An 18,783-nucleotide genomic window follows, 5' to 3' on the forward strand; every position below is an offset into this window, starting at 1 on the left:
TGAGGTGAGAAATTATGACTGATCTCGAAACAAAAGCCGCCCGGCAGGCTGGGATAATCTATACAGGTATTTCCCTGGGGATGGCCCTCCTTTTCCTGGTACTCACCTTCCTGACAGGGAAAACTTATACCCTTGTGGCCCGAGCCGGCGGCGCAGTATGGGTGTTTATCCTGACCATGATTATTACCATGCCCCTCGTTATCCCAGCCGTAAAGAATAGAGTAATGGGTTGATTATCATTACCAGGGTTAAAAAAGTTGAGTTTCTAAGGCTGTTACCGGAGGGCAACAGCCTTAATTTTTTGTCCTTGCCCGGCTGGCTATTGTTATGCTGGAGTAAGTTAGGGTAAAATAGGTAAGGAATGTCAACAGAAAACAGATGTGGAGGTCAACGGGGACATGAGTTTACTGGAAACCTCCGGCCGGGCTGAGGCTATAACTAGTCGCTATTTCTGGCGCTATCTCTTATTGAGCCTGCGGCCCAAACAGTGGACGAAAAATGCCTTTGTCTTCGCCGCCATCCTTTTTTCTCGCCACCTGCTGGACATCCCCCTCCTAGTACGCACCATCCAGGTGTTTGTTATCTTTTGTCTTCTCTCGGGTGGCACCTACCTGGTCAATGACCTCATGGACCGGGAAAGGGATCGCTGCCACCCCCGCAAAAAGCACCGTCCCATTGCCGCCGGCCTGCTGCCCCCCCTCCCGGCAGCGACGGCAGCCGCCATCCTCCTGGCCGGCAGCCTCACCTGGGCTTTTGCCTTAAGCTGGCAGGTAGGCCTTATTAGCCTCACCTATGCCCTCCAGACCCTGGCCTATTCCTTTTATTTAAAACAAATGGTCCTCATTGATGTCTTTATCGTCGCCCTGGGTTTTGTCCTGCGGGTGGCGGCCGGCGCGGCGGCCATTATGGTGCCGATTTCGGCCTGGCTGCTCATTGCCGTTATTCTCCTGGCCCTTTTCCTGGCTTTATGTAAACGCCGCCATGAACTGGTCCTCCTGGACAACGCTGCCGCCCACCGGGGGATCCTGGCCGAGTATTCCCTGGGTCTCCTGGACCAGTTGATTGCGACTGTAACTTCTGCTACCGTCGTCGTCTATGCCATTTATACCTTTATCGGCGCCGCCCGACCCCAGTTGATGTATACCGTTCCCCTGGTGCTCTTTGGCATCTGCCGCTACCTGTACCTGACCTACCGCCGCCAGGGCGGCGGCGAGCCGGAAAGCCTGGTCCTCAAAGATAAGTCCCTGGCAGCCACCATCCTCCTCTGGGCGGCCAGTTGCTTTGTCATCCTGTACTGGTTATAAAGGATGCAAAGCCCCTGATACTTGTGGGGAGATTACCGTGACAGCGATAAAAGAAAAGTGGCGACCAGGGAGCTGGTATTTTGCACTGGCTGGCCTTCACTAGCGGCAATTTAATAGTTCTTCTCACGGCCTTTTTTTTGACCCGCCGGCGGGGACTGGTCCCCGCTGAAAAGTTCCTGGCCATTTTTACCCTGGCGACGGGGCAAATTGTCTTCACCATGCTCCTGGCCGGTACCGTATTACGCCTGACAATTACTACCCTGCTGGTATTAAATTTAATTTTGCTGGCTGCGGCTATCCTGCTAGGGCACCTCTTTCCCGGTTCCAACCGGGCACCAATTCCCCGGCCTGATGTCAGCTGGCACCATAATTTCTGGGCCAGGTTTTTACTGTTCCTGGCCTTCCTGGAAACGGCGTGGCTGATATTCCTGGGATACCTGTTCCCGCCCTATGCCTGGGACAGCCTCTACTACCACCTGACGGCAGTGGCCACCTGGCTCCAGAGCGGCCGAATCGTTTTAAGCCCCTATACCCTCTGGGCCAACGTCTACCCCATGAACACCGAACTCATCTTTGCCTGGAATATGTTGTTTTCAGGCAGCGACCTGCTGGTCGACCTTACCCAGCTACCTTTCGCCCTGGCCGGGGGCCTGGCCGTCTACGCCCTGGGGCGAGAAACAGGCTTGCAGCAGGCCAATAGCGCCGTAGCTGCCTGCCTTTTTTTCCTGACGCCCATTGTCCTAGTCCAGAGCAAGACCTGCTATGTAGATGTCGCCTTTGCGGCCATGTTCCTGGTGGCTTTTTACTTTGCTTACCGCTATTGCCATTACCCGCGGCGCGTCTATTTACTCCTGGCCGCCCTGGCCAGCGGCCTGACCTTCGGGATGAAGGCTTCGGCCGCCCCCTATGTGGCTGTAATTTTTCTCTTAATCATCGCCGGAAACTGGGTGGCCAGGCGGGCAACTAACCACCCTTTCAGGCAATCCCTGCTCCCTTCCCTGGTTATCTTTACCGGAGCCCTGCTCCTGTGGGGCAGTTTCTGGTACCTGCGCAACTGGCTGGCCTACGGCAATCCCCTTTTCCCTTTTACGTTTAAAGTGCTGGGGTATACCCTCTGGCCAGGCCAGGGCAGCGTGGCCGAGCTGGTCATGGTCAAAAATACGCCCCCCGAACTGGCAGGCCTGCCGGCCTGGCAGCAGTTGCTGCGCTCCTGGCAGGAAACCAGCGGTCCCTATACCTTCGACCAGCGCCTGGGGGGATTCGGCCCCCAGTGGCTCTACCTGGAACTCCCGGCCCTGGCCGTAACCCTTATCCTGGCCCTGGCCCGGGGTCACCGGCACCTCCTTCTCCTCCTCCTGCCCCTGATCCTGCTTTTCTGGCTGCAGCCCTCCAACTGGTGGACCCGCTATACCATCTTCATTGTCGCCGCCGGGACTTTGAGCCTGGCTTACCTGGAGGAGAGGCTACCAGGCTTCTGGGCACGACCTTTACGGGCCGCTACCCTGGCCCTGGTCCTCATATCCCTGGCCGGTAGTTTAACCCACGGTTACTTTACGCCCCAGGTAATCGGCCGCTTCCTGGCCCTGCCCCCGGAGCAGCGTACCTTTTTCCAGATAACGCCCTGGGGCGATGAGTTAGCCTGGGTTGACCGGGTACCTCCGGGTTCGCGCATTGCCTTTACGGAAACAGCCTTCCCCTACCTGCTCTTTGGCCCCCGCCTGGAAAACCAGGTCTACCGCGTCATTGCTACTTCGGAAGCGGATATGCTGGCTCAACTACGTGCCAGGGATAGCCAGTACTTCTTGACAACAACTACTTCAGCCTATTACCGTTGGGCGCAAAGGAATCCGCAGGTCTTGCAGCCCTTCTTTACCTATGGCGATTATGTGACCTTTAAGGTGCTAAAGTAAGGCCGGCCAGCTTCTGGATATTCATCTCACCTGATATAGCCTCTTATGAACTTAGCGGCAAAGATCGGCAAAATAAGTAAAAAGCCGCCTCTCTTCTGTCTTGAAGAAAGGCGGCTTTGTTGCCAGGTAAGAGCCACTGCTTACGAGGTTATTATAGTCAACTGCCAACAGGTCAACCTTTACCTCATTGTGGCCGCCAGGATGGCCTTGATGGTGTGCAGGCGGTTTTCGGCCTCGTCGTAGATTACCGATTGCGGGCCATCCATAACCTCTTCTGTTACTTCAACGCCCCGGTCGGCCGGCATGCAATGCATGTAGATGGCATCCTTATGGCCGAGCTTCATGCGGCGGCCATCCATTACCCACCCATTATATTTTTCAATCAGATCTAGACCTTCCTCCCTGCTGCCGGTATAGGCAATGGGACCCCAGCTCTTGGCATAAATAATATGGGCATCTTTACAGGCTTCGTCCATATCATGGACAATGTTAAATTTGACGCCATTTTCTTCCGCATTTTTCCTGGCCTGTTCCACAATATCCGGCAATAAATGGAACTCGGGCGGGTGGGCCAAGGTTACATTCATCCCAAAACGGCTCATGAGGAGGATGAGGGATTGGGGCATAGACAGGGGCCGTATATAGTTAGGTGCGTAAGTCCAGCTAATGGTGAAATTGAGGCCTCGCGTGTTTTTACCGAACTTTTCCTGGATGGTCATTATATCCGCAAGGGCCTGGGTGGGGTGGTACAAGTCGCACTGCATGTTGATAACGGGAATGCGGGAGTGTTTGGCCAGTTCCCGCATATAGGCGTTTCCTTCTTTGTAAGTGCAGTAACGTATACCTATACCATCACCAAAGCGGCTTAAAACTTCTACCGTATCCTTAGCCGTCTCTCCATGGCCAATCTGGGTAGCCGAGGGAGTCAAGAAAATGGCATGTCCGCCTAGTTGGGTCATACCGGTTTCGAAAGCGTTGCGGGTACGGGTGGAGTTTTCAAAGAAGAGCATATAAAAGGTTTTATCCTCGAGAAGGCGATGTTTTTCGCCCAGGGCTTTCCGCCTTTTGAGATCAAAGGCGATGTCTAACAACGTGTCGATTTCTTCTTTAGTCCATTCCTGCAAGGTAATCAAGTGCTTACCGCGTAAATCGGTCTTCATGTTATTCCCTCCATATTGGAATGTATTAGTTAATTTATATCACCAGCAGGACCTTACAGGACCTACCAGCTATCCCTTTATTGATATAACCATCGGTCCCCAACCACAGTGGCGCGGTAAACCGACCCGGCAATATAACACCTTCATAATTAAGCCACATTTAATCTAATTCAACTTTTTTTAATAAAATCCTGCTAAAGAACAAATTGGGTCCAAAAAACATTTAGTCTTATAACCAGACCCTGCCATTGCTACCCACTTGCTTAACGTGGGCACCCTCTCCCTAGCCCGCTTGCTCAATGTGCCCCACCTTGAGCCCGTGTTTACTTTTGAGGGTGCTGCTGGGTACCGTGGTAAACTAAGAAAATTTATGTGGTCGCAATCCGGCCGGGAATGAACTGGCCCTGGCCGGCCTGGCCCAGGAAGCGTCCCCGGTCGTAAATCAGCCGCCCCCGCAAGTAGGTTGCTTCCAGGTAACCCTGGAGGTTAAAACCTTCAAAGACAGTATAGCCAGCCGCCGAATGGAGGTCTGCCGCCGTCAGGGTAACCTGCCTGCGAGGATCAAAAACTACCAGGTCGGCGTCACTCCCCGGCTTGAGGCTTCCCTTGCGCGGGTAGAGGCCGAAAAGGCGGGCCGGGTTGGTGGCCAGCACCTGGACCAGCTGGGGCAGGGTCAGCCAGCCATTACGAACGCCGTAGGAATAAAGAAGGGGTAATAAAGTTTCTGTTCCAGGTACCCCGGAGGGGGTGTTATAAAAAGCCGTGCCGGCAGCCTTCTGTTCCCGGCTGTAGCTGCAGTGATCGGTAGCCACCACCTGGAGGGCCCCACCAGCCAGGTGCCGCCAGAGGAGGTCATTGTCGGCCGCCGTCCGTAGAGGAGGGCACATCAGGAAAAGGCGGCTGTCCGGCCCGGTATATTGAGACTCCGTAAGAAGCAGGTAGTGAGGGCAGGTTTCGCCGTAGACCTGCTGGCCTTTGCTGCGGGCGTCAGCAATAGCTTCCGCTCCCTCGCCGGTAGAGACGTGAACGATATAAACCGGGGCGCCGGCTTCCCTGGCCAGGGCAATAACGTCCCGGATGGCTTTGACCTCTGCTTCTGCAGGCCGGCTGGCGGCATGGTAGGCCGGGTCCGTCTGACCGGCGGCGATTAACTCTTCCCTCTTAGCCGTAATTATTTCATGATCCTCACAGTGAACCGTAACCAGGGCACCCAGCCGGGGGGCCTGTCTGAGCAGGCGGCCGATGGCAGCCAGGCTCAAGCGCTGGGCATAAGTGGTAAAAACCTTGAAGCTGGTGACACCCTTTTCGACTACAGCCCTTAGCTCCGCTTCGTCTTCCTCCTGGCCGGGCATGACCACCTGGTGTAGGCCGTAATCTACGCAGGCCTGGTCCGTGGCTTCCTCCAGGCGCTTGGTCAGGGCCTCCGTAAGAGATTCTCCAGGGCTTGCGGGCTCGGCATAATCGATGACGGTAGTGACGCCACCGCAGGCAGCCAGCCGCGTCCCGGTAAACCAGTCGTCGGCCGTCAGCAGGTCGCCGATGGGCATCTGGTAATGGACGTGGGCATCGATGGCTCCGGGTAGGATATATTTACCGGTTACATCCCGGACCACCGCTCCTGGAGCAGCCAGGTCCGGGCCTACGGCAGCAATCTTTTCTCCCTTAATGGCCACGTCGGCCTGTTCTACCCGTGCGGCGGTGACAACCCACCCGCCCTTCAGCAAAAGGTCCACTTTAACCCCTCCCCCAAAAGTAGGGTTCTGCCAGAAATGTGCCTTCTGGTGGGGATATGTCCCTGCGCCGCTCAGAAGCTCCGCGCCGACAGAACTACGGCTCGGTTCGGACCGTTGCTCGCCGCCTGCGGATTGCCAATGAAAAGGCTTCCTGCTCCGCTGGCCTAGATCCTTCTATGAGGTCATGCAGTATTCCTCGCCAAGGCACGCTCAGGCGTCCTCGGCAGCGGCAACGGTTACCTCACCTCGCCTGTTCTGTTACCGGCGCTCCGCTAATCGCGGCTCCGGGACATATCCCCACCCATAATTGGGCAATTTTAAATCCCCTAGTGCTTTATGCAGGGCCTCCAGGGAGGGTGCCACCCGGATGGGTTCCCCGGCAGCTTTGATGGCATTGGCCACGTCTTTGAGGCCATTACCGGTTACCAGAACGACTACCCTTTCCTCCGGCTTAATAATCCCTTCCCGGACGGCTTTGATGAGCCCGGCCGTGCCGGCCACCCCCGCCGGTTCACCGAAAACGCCGCTGGTCCGGCCCAGGACCCGCATGGCCGCCAGTATTTCTTCATCGCTAACATTAATCATAGTCCCACGGGAATCGCGAACGGCCCGCAGGGCTTTTTCGGGATTGCGGGGTACGCCGACGGCAATGCTGTCTGCCAGGGTATTTTCTTCCATAGGACGTACCCTGGTGCCCTCCCGGAAGGCACGGGTAATGGGACAGCAGCCTTCGGCCTGGACCCCCAGCATCCGCGGCAGCTTCTCAATCCAGCCGGCTTTTTTCAGGTCCACCCAGGCCTTCCAGGCCCCGGCCATGGTGCAGCCATCGCCCACCGAGAGTACTACCCAGTCGGGTACTTCCCATTGCAGCTGTTCGGCCACCTCCAGGCAGGCCGTTTTCTTACCTTCCACCAGGTAGGGGTTAATGGCAGCATTGCGGTTATACCAGCCGTGCTCCTCTATAGCCGCAGCCGACAGGCGAAAGGCGTCTTCATAGGAGCCCTGGACACTGATGACCGTAGCCCCGAAGATTAATAGCTGGGCCACCTTGCCCTGGGGCGCGCGGCCGGGGACAAAGATTACAGCCTTCAGGCCCACGGAAGCCGCGGCCCCCGCCAGGGAGGAAGCGGCATTGCCGGTGGAAGAACAGGCCACCACCCCGGCCCCTTCGGCCAGGGCCCGGGCCACGGCCACGGCCGAGGGCCGGTCCTTCAGTGAGCCAGTGGGATTAATCCCATCATCTTTGATGTATAATTCCTTTAAACCCAGCTCGGCCCCCAGTCTCCCGGACCGGTAGAGGGGGCTCCAGCCCACCCTTAAAGGCGGCAGGGGTCCCTCCTGGGCCACTGGCAGGAAAGGACGGTAGCGCCACATAGAAGGCTCCCTGTTTCCGGCCAGGCTCTTTTTAGAAATATATTTGTTGATATAGTCATAATCGTATTCCACGTCTAAGATACCGTCAGTTGACCCGCAGATGGGGCAGGTATAAAAGCCGGGCCGGGGCTGATAAGTCCGGCTGCAATTAATGCAGCGTAACTGGGTAATGTTGGTCACGTAGGTCATCTCCTTCTATACGGCGTTCCTTCCAGGGGCAACCTCAGGCGTAATTTGCCGTCGCGGCGGTAGTAGGCGCCGGCGACGGCCGCCGCAGTGGGAATGGTCGCCAGCTCGCCAATGCCCTTGGCGCCATAGGCATAGGGAGTGCCGCCCTTTTCAATCAGGTGCACCTCCATCTGCGGTACCTGGTGGCTCCGCAAGAGCCCCAGCCTGCCGAGAGTCTGGCGCGCGGGGATACCGTCCTGGAGCGGGAAGTCTTCCGTCAGGGCATATCCCAGGCCCATGACAATGCCCCCTTCAATCTGGCCTTCCAGGTTTAAGGGGTTAATGGCCCGGCCCACATCATAGGCAGCCACTACTTTAGCCACCCGGCCCTCCTCATCCAGGATGACTACCTGGGTGGCATAGCTGTAGCCGACATGGGTCACAGGGTGCTCCTTGGTTGAATTAACTGGATCAGTGGCGCCGTAGAATTCTCCCTGGAAAACCCGGCCCTCCAGGCCGGCAAGGGTATGGCCTTTTAAGGCTTCCGCCAGAGCCGCCGCCGCCCGGCGGGTTGCTTCCCCGGTAAAGAGGCTCTGGCGGGAAGCCGTCGTGCAGCCGGCATCGGGAGTCCGGGCCGTATCGGCAAGGACGCAGTCAATGAGCGTTGCCGGCAGGCCGGTAGTCTCGGCGACAATCTGGATGAGGACCGCCTCCAAACCCTGGCCCATGCAGGCCGCCCCGGAATAGATTTTCACCCGTCCCCCTGCAACCGCCAGATTGGCCCGGCCGACATCCCGGGTACCAACACCGAGGCCGACATTTTTAAAGCCGCAGGCAATGCCGGCGCAGGGGCTGCTTTCAAAGGCTTCCTTGACGGCCAGCAGGGTATCTTTCAGGCCGATGTCGGCACTGACTACCTGCCTGGTGCCCAGGGTGTCGCCCGGTTCCAGGGCGTTCTGCCAGCGGATCTGCCAGGGGGAAAGGCCGGTAGCAGTTGCCAGGAGGTTCAGCTGGCTCTCCATGGCAAAGTTGGACTGGGGCACCCCAAAACCGCGGAAGGCCCCGGCCGGCGGGTTATTGGTATAGACGGCCCGGCCGCGGATGGTCACGTTGGGGATACGGTAGGGGCCGGTAGCGTGGGTGCAGGCCCGCTCCAGCACCTGGGCCCCCAGGGAAGCATAGGCGCCGGTATCGGCCACCAGGTCGGCCACCAGGGCTACCAGGTTACCTTCCGCGTCACAGCCGGTGGTCATGGTAATGGTCATGGCATGACGCTTGGGGTGGCAGAGGATACTTTCCCGCCGGGTCCAGGTGAGCTTCACCGGTTTCTGCGTTGCCCAAGCCAGCAGGGCGGCATGGTGCTGGACGCTCAGGTCCTCTTTGCCGCCAAAAGCGCCGCCGACACACCTGTTAACAACCCGTACCTTTTCCGGTGGTAGGTTCAGGAGAGAAACCAGCTGGGTATGGATCTCGTAAACGCCCTGGGTGCTGGTGTATATCGTCAGGCCGCCGTCTTCCGGTACTGCCAGGGCGCTCTCCGGCTCCAGGAAGGCGTGTTCCGTAAAGGGCGTGGTATAAGTATTGGTTACCACGTGGGCGCAGGACTTTAAGGCTGCCTCAGCGTCACCTTTTTTGACCACCGTTTCGCTTAATAAATTACCTTTGGGGTGCAGGGCCGGCGCCCCCGGCGCCAGGGAGTCTTGGGGCGAAGTCAGGGGGGGCAATTCTTCATAATCAACTTTAATATAGTCCAGTGCCGCCCGGGCTTCCCGGCTGCTTCTGGCCGCCACCAGGGCCAGGGCATCGCCGGCATAGCGGGTTTCCTCACCTACCGCCACCAGTGCCGGCCAGTCTTTAAAGATATGCCCCTGATAGCGTTCTCCCGGGATATCGCCGGCGGTGAGGACGGCCACTACCCCGGGCTGTTCCTTAGCTGCTGTGACATCAATGGCCTTGACCTTCGCCCGGGCGCAGGGCAGGCGAAAAACGGCGCCGTAAAGCATGCCGGGCACCTGCATGTCGTCGACAAAGACGGCTTTGCCCAGGACCTTGGCCGGGGCATCGGGCCGGAAAAAGGCTTTACCCATACCGGCCGGGTCACCTGCCCGGGGCTCGATCTCGCCCCTTAAAGCGCGGCCGGCCAGGCGTACGGCGGCAATAATCTTCTGGTAACCGGTGCAACGGCAGAGGTGGGCCTTGAAGGCCTGGCGGATTTCGTCTTCACCCGGGTCCGGCTGCCGGTCGAGGAGGGCTTTGGCTTCCATGACCATCCCCGGCGTGCAGAAGCCGCACTGCACAGCCCCGGCCGCCGTAAAGGCGAAAGTATAAATCTCCTTTTCTCGCGGGCTCAAGCCCTCGACGGTAATGATCTCCTGGCCGGCGGCCCTGGTGACCGGCGTCCGGCAAGCCCGGACCGCTTTGCCTCCCAGGAGCACGGTGCAGGCGCCGCAGGTGCCCTCGCCACAGCCATTTTTGGCTCCCGTCAGCCGTAAATCCTCCCGTAACACTTCCAGCAAGGTAGCGTCCGGGTGAACATCAACAACCCGCCGCCGGCCATTAACCTGCAATTCCAGACGCATGCCGTTCCCCCCGTTAGCTGATTTTACTGGCAGCAGTTAGCGAGCAACTTTGCCAGGCGCAGTTCCCCTGGCTGTGGGGCCCTGGGAATCAGCGCATTTCTTTTATTTTAGCGTCGTAATATTCAATTTTGGCGTACTCGTCATCCCAGAAAGAGGGGCTCTTCATGGCGTCTAGGTATTCTCTGGTGTACCCAAAGGGCAACCAGTCTTTCTCCTTCTGCTGGAAGAGCCGCTCCTTGGCTTCCGGCCTGCGGGTGTCCATAATATAATGGGTATGGGCCTTGAGGAAGATATCTTTAAACCAGCGTTCAAGGACAAAGTCCTCAATTTCCAGGGTCCGCTGGGCCAGGTTCTCCAGCACGGAAGGGTAGCGGTCAAAACCGTCGGTGGCAATGGTCACCACGTTATCGCCGGGGCCCAGGCGTAAGAATTTGGCCATCTTAATGGCACCCAGGATGTTGCAAATGCCGGAAGGACCGAAGTTATCGCGTAAGGCCAGGGCATCGGCTTCTTTCACACCATTCTTGATCAGGACTTCGGTACCATCCTGGAGGACCTTCAAGCCGCGGACGGTATCTTCATCGTGGATGAGGACAATAAAGTCGGTATTGAGGACGTTGTGGATGAGGGTGCACATCTTGTCGCCGATACCCTCAATACGGTGCTGGCCGCGGCCCCCGTTATACAGGGTAGAACACTCATAGGGCTCCAGGGCCGCCACTTTACATTCCGGGAAAGCCTTTTTAATCTGGTCGCCAGCACCCAGCGTCCCCGCCGAGCCGGGGGCCGAAGTAAAGCAGGCGATACGGCCGTTACCGATACCCTGGACGGCCTCAATGGCGGCATTACCGGTAACATGGCGATGGAAGCGGTAGTTGGGCAGCAGTTCAAACTGGGCCAAGGCAAAGTTTCTGGGGTCCTTTTTCAGTTCATAGGTTCGCTGCAGGGTTAAAATAACGTCGGACTCCGTGCCGGGAGTGAGGTCCAGCTCGCCGCCGTACTTGCGGATGCGTTCATAACGTTCCTTGCTCATGTTATCGGGCATAATGACTACCGCCCGGAAGCCCAGGAGTTTGCAGATATAGGCCACACCAATGCCGAAATTGCCCGTTGAAGGTCCCAGGATGGTATGTTCACCGGGCTTGATGACGCCGTCAACGCAGCCTTCAATCAAGGTAGCGTAAGCCGGTCCCACCTTGTGAGAGCCGGAAGGGAAACCCCGGCCCAGGAGGACGACGATATTGGCGTCCACACCCGTTACTTCCGGGGGCAGGACCATTTTCCGCACCTGGTTGTTTTCGTCTTTCCAGGTGATGTTGAAGAGGTTAATGGGGTCCAGCTCATCCTCCTTGAGGGCTTTTAAGGCCCGCTGCCTTATTGCCGGGTCAATTTGCGAAGGGTCGCACATCTCCGTGAAGGTCGGGCCAAAGGGAATTTTACCCGCCATATGGATCCCTCCAGTTAAATGTAATATTATTGAGTGCTAAAAACTTCACCCACACTTATTGTATAGTTCGACGTATAAAAAATAAACCCTCCTTTTCTAGCTAAAAAAGGAAGGTTTTATTTTACCGATTTTTATCTTTTTCAACCTCACTTAAGCAGCCCGTCCCGGTCGCGGTGGGCCAGGCGGGAGGAGGCTGCGGCGGCGATGGCAGCCACCAGGTCGTCGAGAAAGGTGTTGACCTTCTCGTTTTTCTTACTATTGACCACGCCAATGATGCCCGGCTTGACCTTGTCCAGGTAACCGAAGTTGGTAAAACCGATGGAACCGTAAATATTAACAATGCTCAAGGCCATAACCTCGTCAATGCCGTAGAGGCCGTCATCATTACGCAGCATGGTAGCCAGGGGCTCGGCCAGTTGCCCCTTTTCAGCCAGCTCATCAATGGCTATACCGGTTAAGATGGCATTCTGGACCTCCCGCTTTTCTAGTACCCGCTCAACGCTCTCGCGGCAGGCGGCCATGGTCAGGTCACGGATATACTTTTGCTGGACTTCATATACCAGGCGGGCAATATCTTCTAATGTTACCCCCCGCCGCTCCAGCCAGGCTATGACTAGCTGCTTGAGCAACAGGGAACCAGCATATTGATTCTCCTTTGGTTGCGCCACACTCACTTCTTCTGTCCCCCTTGCAATAAGAAGTAACCCTATTCTAACATAAGTTTATTTTCCGGGGAAGAGGTGAGGTGTAATATGGCCTCCAAAACCCCGCCAGCGATGGCCCGGGCTTTATCGGAAATGGTGAAACAGTAATCCCGTTCACCGCGGGGGTCGATGTCGCCAACCTTCATTCCTCTGGTGACTTCTAACTCATCATGAAGAATCCCCCGCAGTACGCCGCTGATCCGCGCTGGTATGGGCACGCCGTCAACCATGGCCACCGTTTCGCCGGCAGTCACCGGGTCGCCGATGGCCTTGCAGCCCTTAAAGATACCATTAGCCGGCGCCCTTAAGACCCTTTCTTCGGTATAGCCCATAACTTCGCCCGGGATGCCGGTATTGGCCAGGGCTGCGCCCTGCCAGATGACCCGGCCGAGATAATGGCCGCGCCTAGTTTCCACTACAGCATGGGCGTCCCGCCCGGCCGTAAAACCCGGCCCCAGGGCGATGACAATGGGGGCCAGATCTATACTTGTCCCCAGGTTAGTCTTAGCCAGGATGGCATCCACGACTATTTGTGGCTGGAGGGCCGTAATAACCCCGGCCGGGGGATCAACCAGGACGGCAATTTCTCCCTGCAGGGCTTTCGTCAGGGCCTCCTCCGGGCCGGCCACCAGGCGGGCGGTAACCCCCTCTACAGTAATGGCGCCGGTATAAACCGCTTCCGCGAAGGCCACGGCCCGGCGGATTACCGTGGGCCGGGCTATCTCTGTCATGATTACCGGAAAACCTGCTTGATGGAGACGGTGGGCCACACCGCTGGCCAGGTCCCCCGCCCCTTTGATGACTACCAGATTTCGCACTTTCCTGCCCCTCCCCTGACAAAGCCTGCGGCAGATTTGCTCATCCGGAAACAGCTCTTTCATAAACTGGCTTTGTTTGCGCTCACTCTCTGGTTATACCCCGTCAATAAGTTATTACCATTTAATTATATTGTACATAAGGCCGCTATTCTGGCAAGGTTTATTTTCCCTCCAGCCAGGTCTGGTAATCGATGGGGGTATCGATATCTTTTAAAATTCCCGGGCAGTCAACTGCCACCGTTAGAACTTCCTCCGGGTGAGCCCGGATAATCTCCCTGGCTCCCACATCCCCCTGCAGGACCAGGATTTCCGGCCAGAGATCGCGGTCAATGAGGACAGGATTGCCCCGCCGTCCCTGATAAACGGGAACAATAATTTTCTTCCCTTCCTGCTGGTAAGCTCCGGCCAGCCTGGTTATGACGTCCGGGGTAACTCCCGGCTGATCGGCCAGGACAAAAAGGGCGACCCGGCTTTCCGGCCCCAAGGCGGCCAGCCCGGCCTTCAGGGAGGTGCTGAGGCCCTGGCGGTAGCCGGGGTTGTAAGCAATATTGGCCGCTAAACCCTCCAGGGCGGCAGCCACCCTACCGGCCTCATGACCCAGGACCACGACGACATTCCCCGGCACGGCTGCCAGGGCTGTTGCCACTGCTTGGCGCACCATGGGCTGGCCGGCGATTGACAATAGCTGCTTGCCGCCACCAAAGCGCTCCCCGGCCCCGGCGGCCAGGACAATAACTCCCACCGGTCCGGGCCGGACTGCCTGTCCCAGGAATACCTGGCGCACCGGCGCCGGGGTGGCCACCGCGCCCAGGACAACCTTCTCGCCACCGGCAGCAAGGATGGCCCCGGCTACAGCCCTACCCGCCCGCAGCAGTTCATAATCTTCAGCCTGATTTAACAAAACCACCCACCGCGCTGCCGGCGGCACCCCTTTGCGCCCGCCGTGAGGATGGGCCAGGACCCGGGCCACATCATGCGCTGTCACCAGGGAGCCTTCTTCTCGTCCCAGCAACCCGGCCACCAGCCGGGGGCGGTGGACAAAAGGGGCGGCCAAGGGCCGCCCCAGCACCGGCAGGCCAGCTACCGTCACTACCAGGGTTGTCACCGGCGGGATGACCGGTTCGTGACCCGCCGGGGCCTTGAGGAGGGCGCCTGCGGCTCCATCGCCCTCCAGCAACAGGTAATCAATATTAAGATGGCTCAGCGCGGCTACTGCTGCCGCGTCCAGGCCCGTAACCTTACCCTGCCTGGTAACGCCGGACCCACAGGTGACTAGATTCTCCCTTTTTAGACCGGCAGCCACACCTGCTGCCAGGCTGGCGGTATCGCTGGTAATAACCGGTTCCGCCAGTTGCCGGAGCTGGCTTAACAGCATTTTTGTGGTAGGGGCAACAACCACCCGTCGCCCCATGGCTGCCAGTTCGCGGGCCAGACAAATAAGGGCTGAAGTTTTACCCCCTGCCCCGACAACAGTGATGATTTCTTTGGCCTGCAACCCCAGGGCCTGGTATAAGCGCATCAAAAATCCTCCGAAAACAGCACTTTTCATAACCCGGTATTTTACATAATACACCGGTAAGGGCGCCAGCCCCCATAAGGGACTCTAGAACTGGGGTGGCGTAATGGCCGAAATAAAGACCAGGTCTTCGTTACCGGCACTCCACAGTTTGTGGGGGATGGAGGCGTAATAGTAGATGCTATCTCCCGCTTCCAGCCGGTAGACTTCCCCGCCGATATCGATTTCCATAATCCCCTCAAGGACGACAATGCACTCTTCTCCCGGGTGCGCCAGGGGCTCGTCACAGCTGGCCGCTCCCGGCTCAAGGCGGGCCATCATCACTTCCATCTTACGGTTTAAATCCGGTGACAATAGCTCATAGGTCAAATGGGACTGGGGGAAGCGTAGCACCTTCCGCTGGTCTTTCCGGACTACCGGGCTGTGGTCTTCATGGTTTAACAAGAAATAAAAAATGGGGATATCCAGGGCTTCGGCGATTTTGCGTAAAGAAGTAATGGAGGGATCGGCCAGGTCCCGTTCCACCTGACTTAAAAAACTGGAAGTGAGGCCCGTCTTTTCCGCTACATCCTTGAGGCTCATGCCCCGCTCCCGGCGTAAGTTGCGTATCTTTTCTCCAAGCACTCTTTACCCTCCCAGTGGTTCAATAAATACATCCATAATCCCGCCACAGACCATACCTTCGTCTGCAGCTGTGTCGGCCGTTAAGTCCAGGTGATATATTTCCGGCTCACCCTTTTCCAGGACCAGCAAAGCCCGCTGGCGAATGGCCGCTTCGGCACAACCACCGCCAATGGTCCCCAGGGTTTGGCCCCCGGCGGTAATCAGCATCTGGGTCCCGGCTTCCCGGGGTGCCGAACCCTTAACCTGGATTATAGTCGCCAGGGCACACGGCTCTCCTTGCTCCATTAATCTAACCGCCCCTTGAACAAGCTCCCGGTCCATCTTGTTAGCTCCCCCGCTTAAGGCAACTGAACTCATTAAGTATTTATTACAACATATTTAACTCTTTTTCCTTCTTCGCTGGCGATCTTTATACTTATTTTTCGCTACCAAAAAATAACCGCCGGCTCTTAAAGAGGGGCGGTAGATTTAAGCTCCACGCCGGTAAACCCGGATAATCTCCGCCAGGATGCTGACGGCAATTTCTGCCGGCGTTTCGGCACCGATATCCAGGCCAATGGGGGCATGGACTCGCTCCAGGGCCGCTTCGCTTACACCCTCGGCCAGCAGGCGCTCTTTTATCCCCTGGACGCGCCGCCGGCTACCGATCATGCCGATATAGGCCGCCGGGGAGTCGATTACGGCCCGCAGGCAGTCATAATCATAGCGGTGACCCCGGGTGACGATAACAATAAAAGTGGCGGGAGTGATCTTAATATCCTGCAGGGCCGCCGTAAAATTATTACAAATAATTCTATCGGCTGTTGGGAAAAGGGCCTTATTAGCAAAGTCCGGACGGTCGTCAATTACGGTTACCCGGTAACCAGCCAGTTTGGCCACCGCAGCAACCTGCTGGCCGACATGGCCGCAACCCAGGACGATAACTTCCGGTTCGGGGAGCACCGGTTCCAGGAAAAGGGTTATGCTACCTTCATCTAACTCTATGGTATCCAACCGGGGCCGGCGCCCGGCTAAAACCTCCCTGGCCCGTTCAGCTACAGCAGCTTCCAGATTTGCTGCTCCCAGGCCGCCGTAATGACCATCCGGAGTCCAGAGGAAACGGTTGCCAGGCGCCACCCCCGGCAGGCCTGCTTCTACTTTGACTACCAGAGCGGCTATCGCCGGCTGCTGTCCCTCCAGGGCCGCCAGCAACTGCCGGAAAAAGGCCAGTTTATCCACGGCTGTTCTCCTTCCTCCGAATCACCCAAACTTTTGGCAGGCCTCTTACTCCAACTCTTAAAAACATTTCTCCGCTTTCCATGGACTATCGTCAGCCACCATGTGAGACAGGGCCGCAAATATTAACAGCAGCTAAATTACCATCCAGGCAAAAATCTACAAACTCCGTCATGGTATTTACGACGGCGTCCGGCCGGGCGGCCAGGAGTCGTTCCCGGGGAATCTTGCTCCAGGTGGCAGCCACACTGGTAACTCCGGCCGCCCTGGCCGCCAGGATGTCGTGGGGGCTGTCGCCGATCATTGCTACATCAGCTGGAGCAAGCTGCAATAGCTCGACGCCGCGCTGGACGGGCTCCGGACCCGGCTTGTGGCTACGCACGTCTTCCATGGTAACCACTACCGGGAAGAAATCTTCCAGGTTAAAAAGGCGCAGGCCATAGAGGGTGGTATCCCGCACACGGGAAGTAACTATACCGAGCTTGATACCTGCTGCCAGAAGCTGCTCCAAGCCTTCCCGCACCCCAGGGCAGGGCTGCACCAGGTTATCGAAATGTTCCTCACTGAAGCGGCGGTAAACGGGGAGCATCTCTTCTACCAGTTCGGGTTTACCGGGTACAAAGGCGCTCAAGCCGTCCCGCAGGGGGATGCCAAAATAAGGGTAAATTTCTTCCGGGGCTACCATCCGGCCCAGGTATGGCGCCAGGGTATGCTGGAAGGACTTGATTACCAGTTCGGAGGTATCCACCAGGGTGCCGTCAAAATCAAAGAGTACGCCGGCGAACAAAACCCTACCCCCTTACAGCCGTTCCTTCAGCAGCTGGTTCACCAGGCCGGGGTTGGCCTTGCCTTTGGTGGCCTTCATCACCTGGCCCACCAGGAAGCCCAGGGCCTTGTCTTTGCCGTTACGGTAATCCTCAACCACGCCCGGGTTGGCGGCCAGGACTTCCTCGACAATCTGCGTCAGGGCGGCCGCATCGCTGATCTGGACCAGGCCCTTCTCTTCGACTACCTGGCGCGCCCCTTTACCGGTGGCAAACATCTCTTCCAGGACCTGCTTGGCTATCTTGCCGCTGATGGTCCCTTCCTTTTGCAGCTGCAGCAGGGCCGCCATTTCTTCCGGTGGTACGGGAGATTGCCGTGGTTCCAGGTTGCCGGCATTCAAAAGGCGCAAGAAGTCGCCCATGATCCAGTTGCTGACGGTCTTGGCGTCGGGATACAGGGCCACCACCCGGTCAAAATAATCGGCGAGATCCCGGGAACTGGTAATCACCCCGGCATCGTAGGCCGGCAGGCCATAATCGTTAATTAAGCGCTGGCACCGGGCATCAGGCAGCTCGGGGAGCTCCCGGCGCACCTGCTCGATCCAGGCGGCGTCAATCTCTAAGGGTACCAGGTCGGGGTCAGGGAAATAGCGGTAATCCTGGGCCTCTTCCTTGGTGCGCATGACATACGTCACGCCGCGATTTTCATCCCAGGCCATGGTCGCCTGCTCGACCCGGCCACCGCTTTCCAGGATGGCAACCTGGCGCTCAATCTCATACTCAAGGGCCCGCTGCAGGGAGCGGAAGGAGTTCAGATTCTTCACTTCCGTCTTGGTACCAAAGGCCTGGCTGCCCCGGGGCCGCACCGACACATTGGCGTCACAACGCAGGGACCCTTCTTCCATCTTGCAGTCGGACACGTCCAGGTACTGGAGGATGGTCCGCAACTTTTCCATGTAGGCCCGGGCTTCGGCCGGCGAGCGCAGGTCCGGTTCGGAGACGATCTCCAGCAGGGGTACCCCCGTCCGGTTGTAGTCTACCAGGGAGTAACCGCCATCGGGACCGTCGACGTGGATTAGCTTGCCGGCGTCTTCTTCCATATGCACCCTGGTGATACCGATAAGCCGCTCTGCGCCATCAACGGTAATTTTTAAATAGCCCCCCCTGGCCAGGGGCAGGTCGTACTGGGATATCTGGTAGTTTTTGGGCAGATCCGGGTAATAGTAATTCTTGCGGTCAAACTTGCAGAACGGTGCCACCTGGCAGTTCAGCGCCAGGGCCGTCTTCAGGCCGAACTCCACCACCTGGCGGTTAATGACCGGCAGCACCCCGGGCAGCCCCAGGCAGACGGGGCAGACATGGGTGTTGGGTTCACCGCCGAAGGCCGTGGTACAGCCACAGAAAGCCTTGGCATTGGTTTTCAGTTCCACATGGACTTCCAGGCCAATTACTGCTTCGTATTCCACT

General features: G+C 57.7%; 16 protein-coding genes. 3 read left to right on the forward strand and 13 right to left on the reverse strand.

Annotated features, from left to right (window positions below; all coding sequences use genetic code 11):
• Positions 1-14 precede the first annotated feature (14 nt).
• From MOST_RS15960 to MOST_RS15970, 3 genes are all read left to right on the forward strand, one after another.
• On the forward strand, positions 15-233 hold the full coding sequence (locus MOST_RS15960) for a hypothetical protein (protein ID WP_054936668.1): 219 nt from the start codon (positions 15-17) through the stop codon (positions 231-233).
• A gap of 165 nt (positions 234-398) precedes the next feature.
• Positions 399-1,304 carry a decaprenyl-phosphate phosphoribosyltransferase gene (locus tag MOST_RS15965; RefSeq protein WP_054936669.1) on the forward strand — a complete coding sequence of 302 codons (906 nt, stop codon included), beginning with the start codon at positions 399-401 and terminating at the stop codon, positions 1,302-1,304.
• An 80-nt stretch (positions 1,305-1,384) separates the two neighbouring features.
• Positions 1,385-3,214: an ArnT family glycosyltransferase gene (locus MOST_RS15970; RefSeq protein ID WP_054936670.1), complete on the forward strand. Its 1,830-nt coding sequence runs from the start codon at positions 1,385-1,387 to the stop codon at positions 3,212-3,214.
• Between the two features lie 179 nt (positions 3,215-3,393).
• Here MOST_RS15970 and argF read toward each other — a convergent pair whose 3' ends face one another.
• The 13 genes from argF to gatB form a co-directional block, all read right to left on the reverse strand.
• Complete coding sequence (gene argF / locus MOST_RS15975; RefSeq protein WP_054936671.1) at positions 3,394-4,374, reverse strand: ornithine carbamoyltransferase; 981 nt, start codon at positions 4,372-4,374, stop codon at positions 3,394-3,396.
• Between the two features lie 368 nt (positions 4,375-4,742).
• Entirely contained in the window at positions 4,743-6,107 is a 1,365-nt protein-coding gene (gene hydA / locus MOST_RS15980) for a dihydropyrimidinase (protein ID WP_054936672.1), read from the reverse strand.
• A 258-nt stretch (positions 6,108-6,365) separates the two neighbouring features.
• Positions 6,366-7,661: a threonine synthase gene (locus tag MOST_RS15985; RefSeq protein ID WP_054936673.1), complete on the reverse strand. Its 1,296-nt coding sequence runs from the start codon at positions 7,659-7,661 to the stop codon at positions 6,366-6,368.
• 5 nt (positions 7,662-7,666) lie between these two features.
• Positions 7,667-10,228, reverse strand: coding sequence for a selenium-dependent xanthine dehydrogenase (gene xdh / locus MOST_RS15990; protein WP_054936674.1), 2,562 nt, complete (start codon positions 10,226-10,228; stop codon positions 7,667-7,669).
• Between the two features lie 88 nt (positions 10,229-10,316).
• Positions 10,317-11,675 carry a PLP-dependent cysteine synthase family protein gene (locus MOST_RS15995; RefSeq protein ID WP_054936675.1) on the reverse strand — a complete coding sequence of 453 codons (1,359 nt, stop codon included), beginning with the start codon at positions 11,673-11,675 and terminating at the stop codon, positions 10,317-10,319.
• Between the two features lie 146 nt (positions 11,676-11,821).
• Entirely contained in the window at positions 11,822-12,349 is a 528-nt protein-coding gene (locus tag MOST_RS16000; protein WP_083476609.1) for a phosphatidylglycerophosphatase A family protein, read from the reverse strand.
• 32 nt (positions 12,350-12,381) lie between these two features.
• Positions 12,382-13,197: a selenium-dependent molybdenum cofactor biosynthesis protein YqeB gene (yqeB, locus tag MOST_RS16005; RefSeq protein ID WP_244267015.1), complete on the reverse strand. Its 816-nt coding sequence runs from the start codon at positions 13,195-13,197 to the stop codon at positions 12,382-12,384.
• A gap of 160 nt (positions 13,198-13,357) precedes the next feature.
• Entirely contained in the window at positions 13,358-14,716 is a 1,359-nt protein-coding gene (gene yqeC / locus MOST_RS16010; RefSeq protein ID WP_161952870.1) for a selenium cofactor biosynthesis protein YqeC, read from the reverse strand.
• An 84-nt stretch (positions 14,717-14,800) separates the two neighbouring features.
• On the reverse strand, positions 14,801-15,337 hold the full coding sequence (locus tag MOST_RS16015) for a cupin domain-containing protein (protein ID WP_054936676.1): 537 nt from the start codon (positions 15,335-15,337) through the stop codon (positions 14,801-14,803).
• Between the two features lie 3 nt (positions 15,338-15,340).
• A complete protein-coding gene (locus tag MOST_RS16020; RefSeq protein WP_054936677.1) occupies positions 15,341-15,658 on the reverse strand; it encodes an XdhC family protein in 318 nt (105 codons plus the stop codon).
• Positions 15,659-15,805: 147 nt separating this feature from the next.
• The gene (locus tag MOST_RS16025) at positions 15,806-16,555 is read right to left on the reverse strand and encodes an XdhC family protein (RefSeq protein WP_054936678.1); all 750 of its coding nucleotides are present in this window, start codon (positions 16,553-16,555) and stop codon (positions 15,806-15,808) included.
• Between the two features lie 91 nt (positions 16,556-16,646).
• Positions 16,647-17,339, reverse strand: a complete 693-nt coding sequence (locus MOST_RS16030; RefSeq protein ID WP_054936679.1) for an HAD family hydrolase — start codon at positions 17,337-17,339, stop codon at positions 16,647-16,649.
• Positions 17,340-17,351: 12 nt separating this feature from the next.
• Positions 17,352-18,782, reverse strand: a complete 1,431-nt coding sequence (gene gatB / locus MOST_RS16035) for an Asp-tRNA(Asn)/Glu-tRNA(Gln) amidotransferase subunit GatB (protein WP_054936680.1) — start codon at positions 18,780-18,782, stop codon at positions 17,352-17,354.
• Position 18,783: the final 1 nt, after the last annotated feature.

Origin of the sequence: Neomoorella stamsii (assembly GCF_002995805.1) — a bacterium.
Lineage (GTDB): Bacteria > Bacillota > DSM-521 > Neomoorellales > Neomoorellaceae > Neomoorella > Neomoorella stamsii.

What these genes read in the sequence shown, in the direction of transcription:
- MOST_RS15960 (WP_054936668.1), top strand. Translation starts at nt 15, where the DNA reads ATGACTGATCTCGAAACAAAAGCCGCCCGGCAGGCTGGGATAATCTAT.
- MOST_RS15965 (WP_054936669.1), top strand. Translation starts at nt 399, where the DNA reads ATGAGTTTACTGGAAACCTCCGGCCGGGCTGAGGCTATAACTAGTCGC.
- argF (WP_054936671.1), bottom strand. Translation starts at nt 4,374, where the DNA reads ATGAAGACCGATTTACGCGGTAAGCACTTGATTACCTTGCAGGAATGG.
- xdh (WP_054936674.1), bottom strand. Translation starts at nt 10,228, where the DNA reads ATGCGTCTGGAATTGCAGGTTAATGGCCGGCGGCGGGTTGTTGATGTT.
- MOST_RS15995 (WP_054936675.1), bottom strand. Translation starts at nt 11,675, where the DNA reads ATGGCGGGTAAAATTCCCTTTGGCCCGACCTTCACGGAGATGTGCGAC.
- yqeC (WP_161952870.1), bottom strand. Translation starts at nt 14,716, where the DNA reads ATGCGCTTATACCAGGCCCTGGGGTTGCAGGCCAAAGAAATCATCACT.
- MOST_RS16020 (WP_054936677.1), bottom strand. Translation starts at nt 15,658, where the DNA reads ATGGACCGGGAGCTTGTTCAAGGGGCGGTTAGATTAATGGAGCAAGGA.